Origin of the sequence: Marisediminicola antarctica (genome assembly GCF_009930795.1) — a bacterium.
Classification (GTDB): Bacteria; Actinomycetota; Actinomycetes; order Actinomycetales; family Microbacteriaceae; genus Marisediminicola; species Marisediminicola antarctica.
In genome coordinates, this window is the sequence record NZ_CP017146.1 from 338,178 (window position 1) to 351,956 (window position 13,779).

Annotated in this window: 15 protein-coding genes; 4 read left to right on the forward strand and 11 right to left on the reverse strand. The window is 69.9% G+C overall.

Annotated elements, in window-relative coordinates; translation table 11 throughout:
• Positions 1–140: 140 nt before the first annotated feature.
• From hemL to BHD05_RS01640, 10 genes are all read right to left on the reverse strand, one after another.
• Positions 141–1,499, reverse strand: coding sequence for a glutamate-1-semialdehyde 2,1-aminomutase (gene hemL / locus BHD05_RS01595; protein ID WP_161887289.1), 1,359 nt, complete (start codon positions 1,497–1,499; stop codon positions 141–143).
• 29 nt (positions 1,500–1,528) lie between these two features.
• Positions 1,529–2,518, reverse strand: coding sequence for a porphobilinogen synthase (hemB, locus tag BHD05_RS01600; protein ID WP_161884876.1), 990 nt, complete (start codon positions 2,516–2,518; stop codon positions 1,529–1,531).
• Complete coding sequence (locus BHD05_RS01605; protein WP_161884877.1) at positions 2,511–3,302, reverse strand: uroporphyrinogen-III synthase; 792 nt, start codon at positions 3,300–3,302, stop codon at positions 2,511–2,513. Before BHD05_RS01605 ends, hemB begins: the two co-directional genes overlap by 8 nt.
• Positions 3,299–4,189 carry a hydroxymethylbilane synthase gene (gene hemC, locus BHD05_RS01610; RefSeq protein ID WP_236966718.1) on the reverse strand — a complete coding sequence of 297 codons (891 nt, stop codon included), beginning with the start codon at positions 4,187–4,189 and terminating at the stop codon, positions 3,299–3,301. The genes BHD05_RS01605 and hemC overlap by 4 nt, the downstream gene beginning before the upstream one ends.
• A 44-nt stretch (positions 4,190–4,233) precedes the next feature.
• Positions 4,234–5,448, reverse strand: a complete 1,215-nt coding sequence (locus tag BHD05_RS01615; protein WP_161884879.1) for a ferrochelatase — start codon at positions 5,446–5,448, stop codon at positions 4,234–4,236.
• A complete protein-coding gene (hemQ, locus tag BHD05_RS01620; RefSeq protein WP_161884880.1) occupies positions 5,445–6,149 on the reverse strand; it encodes a hydrogen peroxide-dependent heme synthase in 705 nt (234 codons plus the stop codon). Before hemQ ends, BHD05_RS01615 begins: the two co-directional genes overlap by 4 nt.
• An 89-nt stretch (positions 6,150–6,238) precedes the next feature.
• Positions 6,239–6,478 (reverse strand): DUF3618 domain-containing protein, encoded by a 240-nt coding sequence (locus BHD05_RS01625; protein ID WP_161884881.1) that lies wholly within the window; start codon positions 6,476–6,478, stop codon positions 6,239–6,241.
• On the reverse strand, positions 6,475–6,888 hold the full coding sequence (locus BHD05_RS01630; protein WP_161884882.1) for a phage holin family protein: 414 nt from the start codon (positions 6,886–6,888) through the stop codon (positions 6,475–6,477). Before BHD05_RS01630 ends, BHD05_RS01625 begins: the two co-directional genes overlap by 4 nt.
• A gap of 26 nt (positions 6,889–6,914) precedes the next feature.
• Positions 6,915–7,214 carry a hypothetical protein gene (locus BHD05_RS01635; RefSeq protein WP_202614261.1) on the reverse strand — a complete coding sequence of 100 codons (300 nt, stop codon included), beginning with the start codon at positions 7,212–7,214 and terminating at the stop codon, positions 6,915–6,917.
• Between the two features lie 47 nt (positions 7,215–7,261).
• Complete coding sequence (locus BHD05_RS01640) at positions 7,262–8,551, reverse strand: protoporphyrinogen/coproporphyrinogen oxidase (protein ID WP_335920165.1); 1,290 nt, start codon at positions 8,549–8,551, stop codon at positions 7,262–7,264.
• Between the two features lie 300 nt (positions 8,552–8,851).
• On the opposite strand from BHD05_RS01640, the gene BHD05_RS01645 reads away from it, so the two are divergent.
• Entirely contained in the window at positions 8,852–10,087 is a 1,236-nt protein-coding gene (locus BHD05_RS01645; RefSeq protein WP_161887252.1) for an IS110 family RNA-guided transposase, read from the forward strand.
• 290 nt (positions 10,088–10,377) lie between these two features.
• Here the strand turns inward: BHD05_RS01645 and hemE are convergent, their stop codons facing one another.
• Entirely contained in the window at positions 10,378–11,436 is a 1,059-nt protein-coding gene (hemE, locus tag BHD05_RS01650) for a uroporphyrinogen decarboxylase (RefSeq protein WP_161884884.1), read from the reverse strand.
• A gap of 62 nt (positions 11,437–11,498) precedes the next feature.
• Between hemE and BHD05_RS01655 the strand changes: the two genes are divergently transcribed.
• From BHD05_RS01655 to BHD05_RS01665, 3 genes are read left to right on the forward strand one after another with little or no spacing between them, the layout of a single operon-like run.
• Complete coding sequence (locus tag BHD05_RS01655) at positions 11,499–12,779, forward strand: glutamyl-tRNA reductase (protein ID WP_161884885.1); 1,281 nt, start codon at positions 11,499–11,501, stop codon at positions 12,777–12,779.
• The gene (locus BHD05_RS01660; protein ID WP_236966608.1) at positions 12,776–13,366 is read left to right on the forward strand and encodes a GNAT family N-acetyltransferase; all 591 of its coding nucleotides are present in this window, start codon (positions 12,776–12,778) and stop codon (positions 13,364–13,366) included. The genes BHD05_RS01655 and BHD05_RS01660 overlap by 4 nt, the downstream gene beginning before the upstream one ends.
• 10 nt (positions 13,367–13,376) lie before the next feature.
• Entirely contained in the window at positions 13,377–13,760 is a 384-nt protein-coding gene (locus BHD05_RS01665) for a TraR/DksA family transcriptional regulator (protein WP_236966609.1), read from the forward strand.
• The last annotated feature ends 19 nt before the right edge of the window (positions 13,761–13,779 follow it).

Consider the following 13,779-nt stretch of genomic DNA (forward strand, 5'->3'; position numbering starts at 1 on the left):
AGGGACACCACAACCACCGCGAGTCGCCCACACACGTCCCCACCAGACACCCACAAGCCACACAAGCGGGCAACTCACGGGAAATGGGAGCAGTGACACGCGTGTGCAGCTCGCGCAGCGTGGAGTCAGCGCACCGGGCCTCAGGCCGAGGGCACCGCCGCAGCGGCCGCGCGTGCCGCAGCCGGCAGAGCGTCGAGGATGCGCAAGATCGCGACCTCGTCGTGTGCGGCCGACACGAACCACGACTCGAACACCGACGGCGGCAGCGAGACACCCGCGGAGAGCATCGCGTGGAAGAACGGCGGGTACCGGAACGATTGCTGCGTCTTGACCGCCGCGTAGTCCCTGGGCGCCTCCGGGCTGAACACGAACGAGAACAGGTTGCCGGCCCGCTGCACCGAGTGCTCCACGCCCTCAGCCGCCAGCGCGGAGGACACGGCCGCCGAGAGCGTGTCGGCCACGGCATCCAGGCGCGCGTAGACGGCAGGCTCGGCCAGCCGCAGCGTCGCGATGCCCGCGGCGACGGCCACCGGGTTCCCGCTCAGGGTGCCCGCCTGGTAGACCGGCCCGAGCGGCGCGAGGAAGTCCATGACGTCAGCGCGACCGCCGAGGCCCGCGAGCGGCATTCCGCCTCCGATGACCTTGCCGAAGGCAATGAGGTCGGGCGCCCAGTCGGCACCGTCCGGGACGACGCCCGCGGCCTCGAGCCCCCACCAGCCGGCGGGCCCGACCCGGAAGCCGGTCAGCACCTCGTCGAGGATGAGAAGCGCGCCGTGCTCGCGGGCGATGGCCGACAAGGCGCGGTTGAAGCCCCGCTCGGGAGGCACAACCCCCATGTTCGCGGATGCTGCCTCGACGATCACGGCGGCGATGCGCGGTCCATGCTCGGCGAACACCGCGTGCACGGCGTCGAGGTCGTTGTAGGGGAGAACGAGGGTCTGCGCTGCAGTCGCGGCCGTCACCCCCGCCGAGCCGGGCATTGACAGGGTCGCGAGCCCGGAGCCGGCCTCGGCGAGCAGCGCATCGGAGTGCCCGTGGTAGTGCCCGGCGAACTTGACGAGCAGCTCGCGGCCGGTGAATCCGCGGGCGAGGCGGATGGCCGTCATCGTGGCCTCGGTGCCGGTCGAGACCAGTCGCAGTTTTTCGATCGGGGCACCCGCGGATCCGCCCGCGGCATCCGCGGTCACCGAGACGCGCTCACGCACCAGTTCGGCGAGCTCGGTCTCGGCTGGCGTCGACGCGCCGAACGAGAGCCCGCGGGCCGCGGCGGCCTGCACCGCCTCGATGACCTGCGGATGCGCGTGGCCGAGGATCGCCGGGCCCCAGGAGCAGACGAGGTCGACGTACTCGCGGCCCTCGGCATCCGTGATGTACGGGCCCGTTGCCGAGACCATGAAGCGCGGCGTGCCGCCGACCGAGCCGAAGGCCCGCACCGGGGAGTTGACCCCTCCGGGGATGGAGTTCTTCGCGCGCGTGAAGTAGAGCTCGTTGGTCTGCATGGCACCGGTTTCATTAGTGATGGTGGTCGTCATCGCTCGGCCAGCCAGTTGGCGAGTTCGACGGCCCAGTAGGTGAGTACGGCGTCCGCACCGGCGCGGCGGATGCCGACGACCGACTCCTCGATCGCCCGCCGACGGTCGATCCAGCCGTTCGCGGCCGCCGCCTCGATCATGGCGTACTCGCCGGACACCTGATATGCCCAAACGGGAATATCACTGAGAGCGGCCGTCTCGGCGAGCACGTCGAGGTAGCTCATCGCGGGCTTCACCATGACGATGTCGGCGCCCTCGGCGGTATCGAGGATGGTCTCCCGCAGCCCCTCGCGCGCGTTTCCGGGGTCGAGCTGGTAGCTGCGGCGGTCGCCGGTGAGGGTCGATTGCACCGCCTCGCGGAACGGTCCGTAGAACGCCGAGGCGTACTTTGCCGAGTAGGCGAGGATCGCGGTGTCAGTGTGCCCCTGATCGTCGAGGATGTCTCGCACGGCGGCGACCTGGCCGTCCATCATTCCGGAAAGACCGAGCAGCTGGGATCCCGACTGCGCTTGCGCGATCGCCATGTCGCGGTAGCGCACGAGGGTGGCGTCGTTGTCGACGCGTCCGCGGCGGTCGACGACGCCGCAGTGGCCATGGTCGGTGAACTCGTCGAGGCACAGATCTGTTTGCACGACGAGAGCGTCGCCGACCTCCGCGACAGCGGCGCGGGTCGCGACGTTGAGGATGCCGTCCGGATCGGTCGCCCCCGAGCCGGTGGCGTCGCGGTGCTCGGGCACGCCGAAGAGCATCACTCCCCCGATGCCCGCGGCGGCGGCATCCGACAGCGCCCGCTTGAACGAGTCGAGCGAGTGCTGCTGCACGCCGGGCATCGACGAGATGTCGACGGGGTCGGATGCGCCCTCCCGCACGAACATCGGCAGCACGAGCTCCGCTGGGTGCAGCCGGGTCTCGGCCACGAGACGACGCATCGCGGGGGTGGACCTCAGTCGCCGCGGCCGGTCACGCGGGGCGAAGTGGTCAGTCATTCGGGTCCCCCGGCTCGCCACTGAGCTCGAGCGCGTAGTCGACGAGCGATTCGATGAGAGATTCGGCCGAGCGGTACTCGGCGATGATGTGCACGGCGAGACCGGCGGCTCGGGCGTCGAAGGCGGTCCGCGGGCCGATGCAGGCGATCGTGGTTCCCTCGGGGATGGGCGCCAGCTGCAGCGACACCTGCCGCGCGATGCTCCCGGAGGTCACGAGGATCGCCCGGATGCTGCCCGAAGCCACATCGGCCGCGATTCGCTCGCTGACGGGAACGCCGACGGTGCGGTAGGCGGCGACGAACTTGGTGTCGAAGCCGAGGCTGGTGAGGCCAGCGACCAGCGTCGGCTCGGCGATCTCCGACTGCGGGACGAGCACACGCCCGCGGACGGAGGTGCGTGGCCACTCCCTGACGAGGCCCCTGGCGGAGTTGTCGCCCTCGGGAATGAAGTCGACCCGGTAGCCGGCGAGGCTCAGGGCGGCCGCGGTCGTCTCGCCGACGGCCGCGATCTTCGTCGCCGCGGGAACCTTGGTGCGCTGGCTCATTAGAACGTCCACGGTCGTCGCGCTCGTGACAACGAGCCACTCGAATTCGCCGCCCTCGAGTTCCTCCAGTGCGCTCGCGAGCGCGTGCGGGTCCTCGGTGCTGGCGAAGTTGATGAGCGGCGCGATGACGGGGACGCCCGCGTGCGCGCGCAGGGCGGCCGCGACGCTGTCTCCCCAGGCACCGCCGCGCGGTACGAGAACCCGCCAGCCTGCGAGGGCGGTTTGTCGGCGGGAGGTCACGAGATCGACCCGGCCGGCACAAGCTCGCCCGCGCCGAGCGAGAGCAGCTCTCTGGCGACGTGGGCGGCGACCGTCTCGGCGGGCCGCGGGTCGTCGTCGAGGTAGAGGGCGTGCGCGCTCGTGATGTGCTCGGTGCCGTCGGGGCTGTAGACGCGCGCCGAGAGGAAGATCAGACCGTCGTCGAGGAGCGCGTGCGCGCCGATCGGCGCGGCGCAGCCCGCCTCGAGGATGCGCAGCACCTCCCGCTCGGCGGTCACGGTGAGCCGGGTGGGCCGGTGCTCGATCGAGGCGACGGCCGAGCGCACGACACGGTCGGGCTTCGCGACCGTCTCGATGGCGAGGGCACCCTGGCCCGGCGCCGTCGGCCACCCATCGAGGGTACAGAACTCGGTGACGGCCTCGAGCCGGCCGAGCCGGGCGAGCCCGGCCGCAGCGAGCATCACGGCGTCGAGGTCACCCGACGCGACCTTGCCGAGGCGCGTGTCGACGTTGCCGCGGATGTCGACCACCTCGAGGTCGGGGCGGCGGCGGCGCAGCTGCGCGGCGCGGCGCGGCGACCCGGTGCCGACCGTCGCACCGGGCGGGAGGGTGTCGAGGGTCATGCCGTCCCTCGCGCACACGGCATCGCGCGCGTCGGCGCGCTTCGGGATCCCGGCGATCATAAGCCCCTCGGCGGGGGCGGTCGGCAGGTCCTTCAACGAGTGCACGACGACGTCGCAGCGACCGTCGCGCAGGGCCTCGCGCAGGCCGATCGCGAAGACGCCGGTGCCGCCGAGAGTCGACAGGGACTGCTTCGAGCGGTCGCCCTCGGTCGTGATCGGGACGAGTTCGACGGGAAGGCCGGATGCCTTCGCGAGCGAGTCCGCCACGGTCTGGCTCTGCGCCATCGCGAGCGCGCTCGCGCGGGTGCCGAGCCGGATGAGCTCGACCGTCACGGCTGCAGCCCCGCGACGGTCGGTTTGAATCCGAGCCGCACGTTCTCGCAGCATCCGGGACGGCACACGTCGTACCAAGGCCCGAGGGCGGTGAGCGAGGGGCGCTGCTCGACGGGCAGCGCGTCGCGCCGCTCGATCACAAGGTCGATGAGGCCGCTGACATACGCCGCGTGCACCCCGGGGGTCGGTACGCGCACCGCCAGGATGCCGTGCTTCGCCGAGGTCTCCATGGCCTCGGTGTCGAGATCCCACTTCACCTCCATGTGGTCGCTCACGAAGCCGAGCGGCACGATGACGACGGCCTGGATGCCGGCGGCGGCAAGGTCGTCGATGGCGTCGTTGATGTCGGGCTCGAGCCACGGCTGGGTGGGCGGGCCGGAGCGGGACTGGTAGACAAGCGACCAGTTCAGGGGAGCCTCCGCCTCCTGGGCCGTGATGACGACCTCGGCGACCGCGAGGTGCTGGGCCGCATAGGCGCCACCCTCGCCGAAGCCGCGACTGGCCGGGCCGCTCTTCGCGGCATCCGTCGACGGGATCGAGTGGGTCGTGAAGAGCACGTGAGTCTGCTCCAGAGGGATTCCCGCGGCGTCGACCTTGGCGAGTCCGCCCGCGAGCGCCTCGATGAAGGGCGTGACGAAGCCGGGGTGGTCGAAGAACTGGCGCACCTTGTCAATCTCGATGACGCCGTCGAGCCCGGTGTCGGCGAGCGCCTGCGCGTAGTCCTCGCGATACTGCCGGCAGCTCGAGTAGGAGCTGTAGGCGCTCGTGCCGATCGCGATGAGCTTGGTGAAGCCGCGCTCATTCGCCTCGACGAGCGCCTCGCGCAGGTAGGGGTCCCAGTTGCGGTTGCCCCACAGCACGGGAAGGTCGATGCCGCGACGCGCAAGCTCGGCCTCAAGGGCGGCCTTGAGCTCGCGGTTCTGGTCGTTGATCGGGCTGACCCCGCCGAAATGACGGTAGTGGTGGGCGACCTCTTCGAGTCGCTCGTCGGGGATCCCGCGGCCGCGCGTGACGTTGCGCAGGAACGGGATCACGTCGTCCTGTCCCTCGGGACCGCCGAAGCTCGCCAGCAGGATCGCGTCGTACGCGGTGGGCTCGGTGACATGCTCGGGGCCGGATGCTGCGGCGGGGGTCGCGGCGCGAACGAACTGTTCAGTCTGCTCGGCCGGCCCAGTCTGCTCGGCCGGCCCAGTCTGCTCGGCGACGCTCATGCGAGCACCTCCGGGAGTGCGCTGGTCGGAATGCGGCGGCCCGTATAGAACGGGACCTCCTCTCGCACGTGCATCCGTGCCTCCGTCTGGCGCAGGTGGCGCATGAGGTCGACGAGGTCGACGAGGTCCGGCGCCTCGAGGGCGAGGATCCATTCGTAGTCGCCGAGGGCGAAGGACGCGACGGTGTTCGCGAGCACCTGCGGGTACTGGCTGCCCTTTCGACCGTGGTCGCCCAGCATCGCCCGACGCTCGTCCTCGGGAAGGAGATACCACTCGTACGAGCGCACGAACGGATACACGGTGAGCCAGGTTTCCGGCTCCTTGCCCTTCATGAAGGCGGGGAGGTGGTTCGACGTGAACTCCGCGTCGCGGTGCACGCCCATCGCGTTCCACACCGGGTGCAGGTGGTACAGGAGTGAGGTGCGGCGGAGGATGCGCAGCGCGGCCTGAATGTCTTCGGGGTTCGGCCCGTGCAGCCAGATCATGAGGTCGGCATCGGCGCGGATCGACGACACGTCGTAGAACCCGCGCACGGTGACGCCGGTCGCCTCGACCTTGGCGACGGCGGTGTCGAGCTTGCCGACGAGGGCCTCCTCGTCGGCCTCCGGGAGCCTCGTCGCGGTATCGGCGCGGCGAAATACCGCCCAGAGGGTGTAGCCGAGAGTGATGTCTGGTTGTGGCGCATCAGCGCTGTTAGTCATGATCCCATTGTCTCTCGCTGACCTGCATGCTCAAAAACGGGCTGGGAATCAGCCGAGCACGCACAGGGCAGTTGCAGACCAGTCACGGATCAGTCGCGCGACAGCACCGCCCACGCGACGAGTCCGCCGACGATCGCGACTGCGGCGGTGACTCCCGCTACCCACGGCACGGGGTTGTCCTCGTAGCTGGCCTGGGCCTTCCGCGCGAAGACCCCCACCTGCTTGGGCACGTTGAGCTTGTCCTCGATCTCGTCGAGCGTGCTCTCGAGCTGGGCGCGCGTCTGGGCGACCTTGCTCTGGATGTCGGAGGTGCTTCTGGAATCTGTCACTTTGTCATCCCCTTGATGGTGTCGATGTCGCGCTTGACGCTCTCGATGGTTGCAGTGGGCTGCGGCGGCAGGCCGTCCTTGAGCTTGCGGTAGCCGACGAGCGCGAAGATCGCGGCGATCACGAGCAGCACGAAGGCCACGAGAAGGGCGGCGAGCCAGCCGGGCATCACGTAGGACAACCCCAGCACGGCGGCCGTCAGCAGCACACCGAGCATGTACAGCACGACGACGACAGCGACGGCGATGAGTGCGCCGCCGATTCCCCACGCCTTGAACTTGCCGATCATCTCGACCTTGAGCTGCTGGATCTCGCCCATGACGAGTTCGCGGACGAGCGTGGGCACGTCGGCGATCAGCTCGAACAGCGACCGCTTCTTCTTCTTCGTTTCCTGGTCAATGGGAACACTCATGACCTGTCCTCTCCGCGCACGAATGGTTAGTTGGACGCCGGCTGGGGCGAGACGCTGTCCGGCGATGACCGCCTCGAACGCGCCGCGCGCTTCTTGGCCCGCGACTTGTGCATGGCCCGCTTGACGTTGTCGCTCACGAAGTCGACGACATCCGGCGCCTTGTCCCTGGCCAGTTCGCCGGCCTGGTGCATCTGGTGCTGGACGGGTCGGGAGTGCCAGAAGCTGTCGGCAGCCCTGGCGATCTGGTTGTACCGCTCACGGCCAGCCCTGCTGCCGAGCACGTACCCAACGGCCAGTCCCGTAACGAGCATCAGCTTTCCCCGCATGGTGACTCCACTTCCGTCGTTGCCCGTTTTCTAGGCGGTCAAATGTTTCAATGATCCGTCAACCCTAGCCCGGGTTCTCTGGCGAGGTCGGAGAGAAGATCGGCTGCGGCCTGTCGCGCCTGGCCGACGACGGCCGCGAGTCCCGCGCCGGACACGCGCTCGCCCACCCGCACGACGCCCTCGGACGCCTCCTCGGCCTCGCCCGGACCGGTCCAGTCGATACGGTCGTAGGCGAGCACCGCCTCGGCAGCGATGTCGACGCCGAGGAGCCGCGCGGCATCTGCCCTCGCCTGCTCGCGCAGGTCGCGCCCCGCCGGCATCCCCTCGTAGGAGAGCCGAACCACGTGGGCGCCTTCCGCGCGGTCCTCGAGCCAGGCCCACTTGGCGGTGGCGTGGGTGAGGGCCTTCGCGCCGACTCCCGCGGCCCCGGCGGCGACGAGCACGCCGGTGCCGCGCGGGGCGGCGTCGAGAGCGGGGGCGCGAAGGACGAGGGTCGCGAGAGTGATGGGGGTGCCGGTCTGGGCTCCCAGCTCGGCCGCGACGACGACCCGGTCGGCGGTGAGGCGTCGGCCGTCGGCGAGGCTGGCGCCCCCGGCATCCGCCTCCGCCACGGGGGCGGACAGGATGATCTCGGCGCGCCCGTCGAGCTCGCGGGCGAGGGCGTCGATGAGCTGGAAGAGCCCGCCGGAGAGGCCCTGCACGGCGGAGCCCGCCGGCGCCGCCTCGCGCAGTGTCAGCACGGCCTTGGCGAGGGAGCCCTCGCTGAGCATCGCGGTGCGCAGGCGCGGTGCGACGACGTCGACATCGAGGTCGTTCGGGTGGGCCGAGTGGATGGCGCCGGCGACGGGGGTGACGAGCCGGTCGAGCACCGCGCGGCCCATCCGCTTGCGGACCACGGCGCCGAGGCTGCGCTCCCGGGAGCCGACGAAGCCCGACATCAGGGCGTCGAGTTGAGCGCGGAGGGCGCCGCCGAGGCCCACGATGCGGATGACGTCGCTTGCGAGCGGCACGGACGGGATGCCGAGCAGCCCGGCCTTGGGGAGCGGCAGGGCGGCGCCGGTGCGCGGCTGCAGCCACGCCCCGCCGGTGTTGGGAAGCACGAGCGCGCCGGCGAGGCCCAGCTCGGTGACGAGATCGGCGACGGTGCCGCGCCGCGTCGCGAAGCTCTCTGCTCCGGCATCCGTCTCGATGCCGCCGAGGGTGTGGGCCGCGACCTTGCCGCCGAGGCGGTCGCTCCCCTCGACGACGGTGACGCGGGCGCCTCCGGCGACGAGGTCGCGGGCGACGACGAGTCCGGCGATGCCGCCGCCGACGACGATGATGTGGGAATCGGTCACGGCGGTCACTCTTTCATTATTCAGCGTCTCAGGGGCGTTGCCCCTCCGTGGTGGTTGCTGAATTTCGGGTTGGGTCGCGTTGCGGGTCTGGCGCGGCGTCGTGCTCGGACGGATGATGGAGGTGCTCGCCACGGGGATGCCGGTTTTTCCTTGATGCTGAGAGCTTGTTATTCAGCGTGGCAGGAGGGGTTTTCTTACGAGAACTGTGGATTGTTGCTCCGAGCACGTGTGTCAGATTTCTGATTTTTCCTAACCTCTTCCGTGGTGGGCCCGTCAATATATGGGATGAGGAGGAAAATGATGGACGTGGTCCATGAGCGTGCTGCGGGGATGGATATCTCCAAGCGGGACGTGAAGGTCTGTGTTCGAGTGCCTGGGAAACGGCCCGGGACGTTCGAGCAGAAAGTTACTACCTGGGGTGCAACAACGTCGCAGGTGCTGGAGTTGCGGGAGCATCTCCTCGCGAACCGGGTGACAACGGTTGTGATGGAGGCGACCGGTGATTATTGGAAGCCGTTCTACTATCTGTTGGAATCGGTGCTGCCGGTGACGCTTGTCAACGCGCGGGATGTGCGTAATTTCCCGGGCCGGAAAACGGATGTCTCGGACGCGGGCTGGCTGGCCCAACTGGCCGCTCACGGACTGGTGCGGGCCTCGTTCGTGCCACCGGAACCGATCCGGGAGTTGCGGGATCTGACCCGGACCCGGGCCACGATCGTGCAGGAGCGCAGCCGGCATATCCAGCGGATCGAGAAGATCCTCGAGGACGCCGGGATCAAGCTGTCCTCGGTGGTGTCCCAGCTGAACGGGGTCTCGGCGCGCAGCATCCTCGATGCCCTGGTCGCCGGGGAACGCGACCCCGTGAAACTTGCCGCTCTGGCCAAGGGCCGGCTGCGGGCGAAGATCCCGGAACTGGTCGAAGCCCTCACCGGACGGTTTAGGGACCACCACGCGTTCATGGTGAACCTGCACCTCACCCAACTCGATCACAGTGCGACCCTGATCGATGAGATCACCGCCCGAATCGAGGTGGTGATGGAACCCTTTCGGGTCTTTCGAGAGACCCTCACCACCATTCCGGGGGTCTCTGTTCGTGTTGCGGACGTGATCATCGCCGAGACCGGCGGGAACATGCATATTTTCCCCAGCCCCGGACATCTTGCGTCCTGGGCCGGGGTCTGTCCGGGATCGAACGAGTCCGCGGGACGAGTGAAATCGACCAAAACGCGCCCCGGTAATGCGCACCTGAAGGCCGCCCTCGGGATCTCCGCCCTGGTCATCACCCGACAGAAGAACACGCACCTCGCCGTGAAATACCGACGGATCGCCGCTCGGCGCGGCAGCATCAAGGCGATCGTCGCCCTCGAGCACAGCATCCTTGTCGCCGTCTGGAAGATGGGCACCACCGGGGAAGCCTTCACCGAACTCGGACCGAACTACTACTCCAACCGCCACCCCGACCGAACAAAATCCAACGCCATCAACCAGCTCCGCACCCTCGGATACCAGGTGACCCTCACCCCCACCGCAGCCTAAAAACCGGTATTCACGTGTCAGGAGTCTGTCGGTGGGAGGACGTCGCCGGTGGTGCGGAGACCGGTGACGACCCGGGTCGACCGCGGACGACCGGTGAGCTAACCGAGGAGATTCGGGCGACACGCCGAGTTCGTAGACACGCGGAGGCGGAGTGTCTCCTGATCTCCTGCGTTACGTGGCGGCGAGCCCACGCGCCCAAGCTCCGCCGCCACCAGCCCCCACTCCTGAATGATGAAAGTGGGCTGGTGGGCTGGTGGGCTGGCGGGCTCGTGGGCTGGCGGGCAAGTGGGCTAGTGGGCCGAGTGCACGAGCTGAACGATGCGGGTGAGCACGTCGGGGTCGGTCTCCGGCGGAACCCCGTGGCCGAGATTCACAACGTGGGCCGGCGCGGCCCTGCCGCGCTCGATCACGTCGAGCACGTGGGCCTCGAGCACTGGCCAAGGGGCCGCGAGCAGAGCCGGGTTGATGTTGCCCTGCACCGGGACGGTGCCGCCGAGGCGACGGATGCCCTCGTCGAGCGGAATCCGATCGTCGATGCCCACGACATCCGCACCGATGTCGCGCATCGCGCCGAGCAGCTCGCCGGTGCCGACACCGAAGTGCACGATCGGCATGCCGAGGTCGTGCACGTGGGCGATTGCGCGGCGCGAGTATGGGGCGACGTGCGCGGTGTAGTCGGCGAGCGAGAGCGACCCGGCCCACGAGTCGAACAGCTGCGCCGCGCTCGCGCCGGCGAGGATCTGCGCGCGCAGGAACGCGCCCGTCACGTCGGCGGCCCAGGTCATGAGCGCCGCCCAGGTGCCGGGGTCGGCGTGCATGAGCGTGCGGGCGCGGAGGTGGTCCTTCGAGGGTCCGCCCTCGACGAGGTAGGCAGCGAGGGTGAACGGCGCGCCGGCGAAGCCGATGAGTGGAGTCGAGCCGGGCTGCTCGACGGTGCGGGCGACTCCCGCCGTGACGGGGGAGAGGGATGCGGGATCGAGCGGCGCGAGAGCCGCGACATCCGCCGCCGTCCGGATCGGGGCACCGAGCACCGGGCCCCTTCCGGGCACGATGTCGACATCGACGCCCGCGAGCTTGAGGGGCACGACGATGTCGCTGAAGAAGATGGCGGCGTCGACGCCGTGCCGGCGCCAGGGCTGGAGGGTGATCTCGCTCGACAGCTCGGGGTCGAGGCACGCGTCGAGCATTGCGGTGCCGACGCGCAGCTCCCGGTACTCGGGCAGCGACCGCCCGGCCTGGCGCATGAACCACACAGGGGTCGTCTCGGGCCGGTCCCCCCGGTAGGCGCGGATGACTGCGGATGCGGCGGTTCGGCCGTCGACGAGGGGGTGGTCAGCTGGGAGGTTCACGTCTTTCAGTCTGCCACCCGCCTCCGTTCCCTGCTCCCATCGGCGAGCGTTACGATGAGGGAGTGCTTCTTTGCCTGACCGCCAACCACCGGAACGCGAGCTTCGACATCCTCGAGAAGCTCTCCGTTGGCGCACCGTCAGCCGCGGGCGGCCTCGTCGCCGGCACCACGGGGGTCTCCGGCGCCGTCGTGCTCGCGACCTGCAACCGCTTCGAGGCCTATCTCGAGGTCGACGAACCGGTGGCCTCCGCCGACTCCTCCGCCGTCGACGCAACCGTCGACGCGATGAGCGCGGCGAGCGGCGTCAGCGCCGCCGAGCTGCGCGATTCGGTCACCGTGATCACCGGCGACGCGGTCGTCGAGCACCTGTTCTCTGTCTCGGCAGGGCTCGAGTCGGTCGTCATCGGCGAGGACGAGATCTCCGGCCAGGTTCGCCGGGCACTCGAGCAGGCCCGCTCAGCCGGAACGACATCGTCCGGGCTCGAGCAGCTGTTCCAGCGCGCCTCGACCACCTCGCGCACCGTGAAGACGACCACCGCCGTGGGCACCGCCGGACGCTCGCTGGTCCGGCTCGCTCTCGAGCTCGCCTCGAGCCGGGTGACCGACTGGACCCAGGCCCGCGTGCTCATGATCGGCACCGGCTCCTACGCTGGCGCCTCTCACGCGGCCCTGCGCGACCGCGGCGCCGACGACATCACCGTGTACTCGCCGTCCGGGCGAGCGGCGAAGTTCGCTCTCTCCCGCGGCATCCGGCCGACCACGGATCTCGCCGCCGCGATCGCCGCCGCCGACGTCATCGTGAGCTGCACGATCGTCGAGGGCCATATCCTCACCGCGGACCTGCTCGCCGGATCGGAGCGCACGCTCGTGATCGACCTCGGACTCCCCCGCAACGTCGACCCGGCCGTCGCCGAGCTCGCCGGGATCGAGCTCCTCGACCTCGAGACGATCAGCCTGCACGCCCCACTCGAGGAGCTCAACGCGACGACCGAGGCCCGCAGCGTCGTCGGGCAGGCCGCCGCCGCCTTCGCCGCCGCTGAGGCCGAGCAGTCCCTCGCCCCCGCCGTGGTCGCCCTGCGCCGACACATCTTCGACCTGCTCGACGCCGAGATCGACCGTGCACGCGGCCGCGGCGACTCGTCCCCGCAAACCGAGGCGGCGCTGCGCCACCTCGCGAGTGTGCTGCTGCACACCCCATCGGTGCGCGCGCGTGAGCTCGTCCGCGCCGGCGAGGCCCAGGCCTTCACTGATGGCCTCGCCGCCCTCTTCGGCATCGACGCGGGCCCGACCGCGACGATCGCCGCCATCGCCGCCATCGCCGGGGAGCGTCAGGAACTCGCGTGATCCCCGCGCAGTTCGGTCCCCCGGTTCGAGCTGGTCGCGTTCTGCTGCGGATGATGTCGACGGACGACATCGACGACGTCCATGCCTATCAGGGGCGCGATGACGTGTGCCGCTACCTCCTCTTCGAGGCGAGGACCCGGGAGCAGGTGGCCGAGCAGGTCGCCCGCCACGCCGCCTCGACCGTGCTCGCCGCCGACGGCGACTACTGGCAGATCGCTGTCGTCCTGCCCGCGAGCGGCCACGAGGCCGAACGGGTGATCGGCGACATCTACTTCACGCTCAAGAGCCGCGAGAATCTGGCAGGGGAGATCGGCTGGACCTTCCACCCCGACTTCCGAGGCCGGGGCTACGCGACCGAGGCGGCATCCGCGGTGCTGCGTCGCGCCTTCGCCGAGCTCGGCCTGCACCGCGTGATCGCCGAACTCGACCCGCGCAACGCAGCCTCGATCGCGCTCTGCCACCGGCTGGGCATGCGCGAGGAGGCCTACTTTGTGAAGGACCTGATGTTCCGGGGCGACTGGGCCGACACGGGCATCTATGCGATGCTCGACGTCGAGTGGTCGACGCGATCCGTGATCGCCGGCTGAGGGTCGTGCGATGACGCCGGAGGGGATGACGCCGGAGGAGGTGGCCCGGTTCCGCGGGATGCTGCAGCTGCAGCGCACCGGAACTTTGGCGGCGATCGCCGAGCTCGGCTCCTCGCTCGTCGAGTTGCGCGCGGCCCGCAGCGATGGCACGGCCGACGACGAGCACGATCCCGACGGCTCGACCCTCTCCGGCGAGTGGTCGAGGGTGTCGGGCCTCGACGCTGACTTCGCCGGAACTCTCGCCTCGATCGACCGAGCTCTGGGGCGCATCGACGCCGGAGGCTACGGCCGCTGCCTTCGCTGCGACGGCCCGATCGGCGCCGCGCGCCTCGAGGCGCGGCCCGCGGCCGAGCTCTGCATCGAGTGCGCGCGAGCCGCGGAGGAGCGCCGCTGACAGCATCCGTCCCGCGGGC

Bases quoted from the DNA above. Each gene is read 5' to 3' on its own strand.
- hemL (WP_161887289.1), bottom strand. From the start codon at position 1,499: ATGCAGACCAACGAGCTCTACTTCACGCGCGCGAAGAACTCCATCCCC.
- hemB (WP_161884876.1), bottom strand. From the start codon at position 2,518: ATGACTGACCACTTCGCCCCGCGTGACCGGCCGCGGCGACTGAGGTCC.
- hemC (WP_236966718.1), bottom strand. From the start codon at position 4,189: ATGGCGCAGAGCCAGACCGTGGCGGACTCGCTCGCGAAGGCATCCGGC.
- BHD05_RS01615 (WP_161884879.1), bottom strand. From the start codon at position 5,448: ATGAGCGTCGCCGAGCAGACTGGGCCGGCCGAGCAGACTGGGCCGGCC.
- hemQ (WP_161884880.1), bottom strand. From the start codon at position 6,149: ATGACTAACAGCGCTGATGCGCCACAACCAGACATCACTCTCGGCTAC.
- BHD05_RS01630 (WP_161884882.1), bottom strand. From the start codon at position 6,888: ATGAGTGTTCCCATTGACCAGGAAACGAAGAAGAAGAAGCGGTCGCTG.
- BHD05_RS01635 (WP_202614261.1), bottom strand. From the start codon at position 7,214: ATGCGGGGAAAGCTGATGCTCGTTACGGGACTGGCCGTTGGGTACGTG.
- BHD05_RS01645 (WP_161887252.1), top strand. From the start codon at position 8,852: ATGGACGTGGTCCATGAGCGTGCTGCGGGGATGGATATCTCCAAGCGG.
- BHD05_RS01665 (WP_236966609.1), top strand. From the start codon at position 13,377: ATGACGCCGGAGGGGATGACGCCGGAGGAGGTGGCCCGGTTCCGCGGG.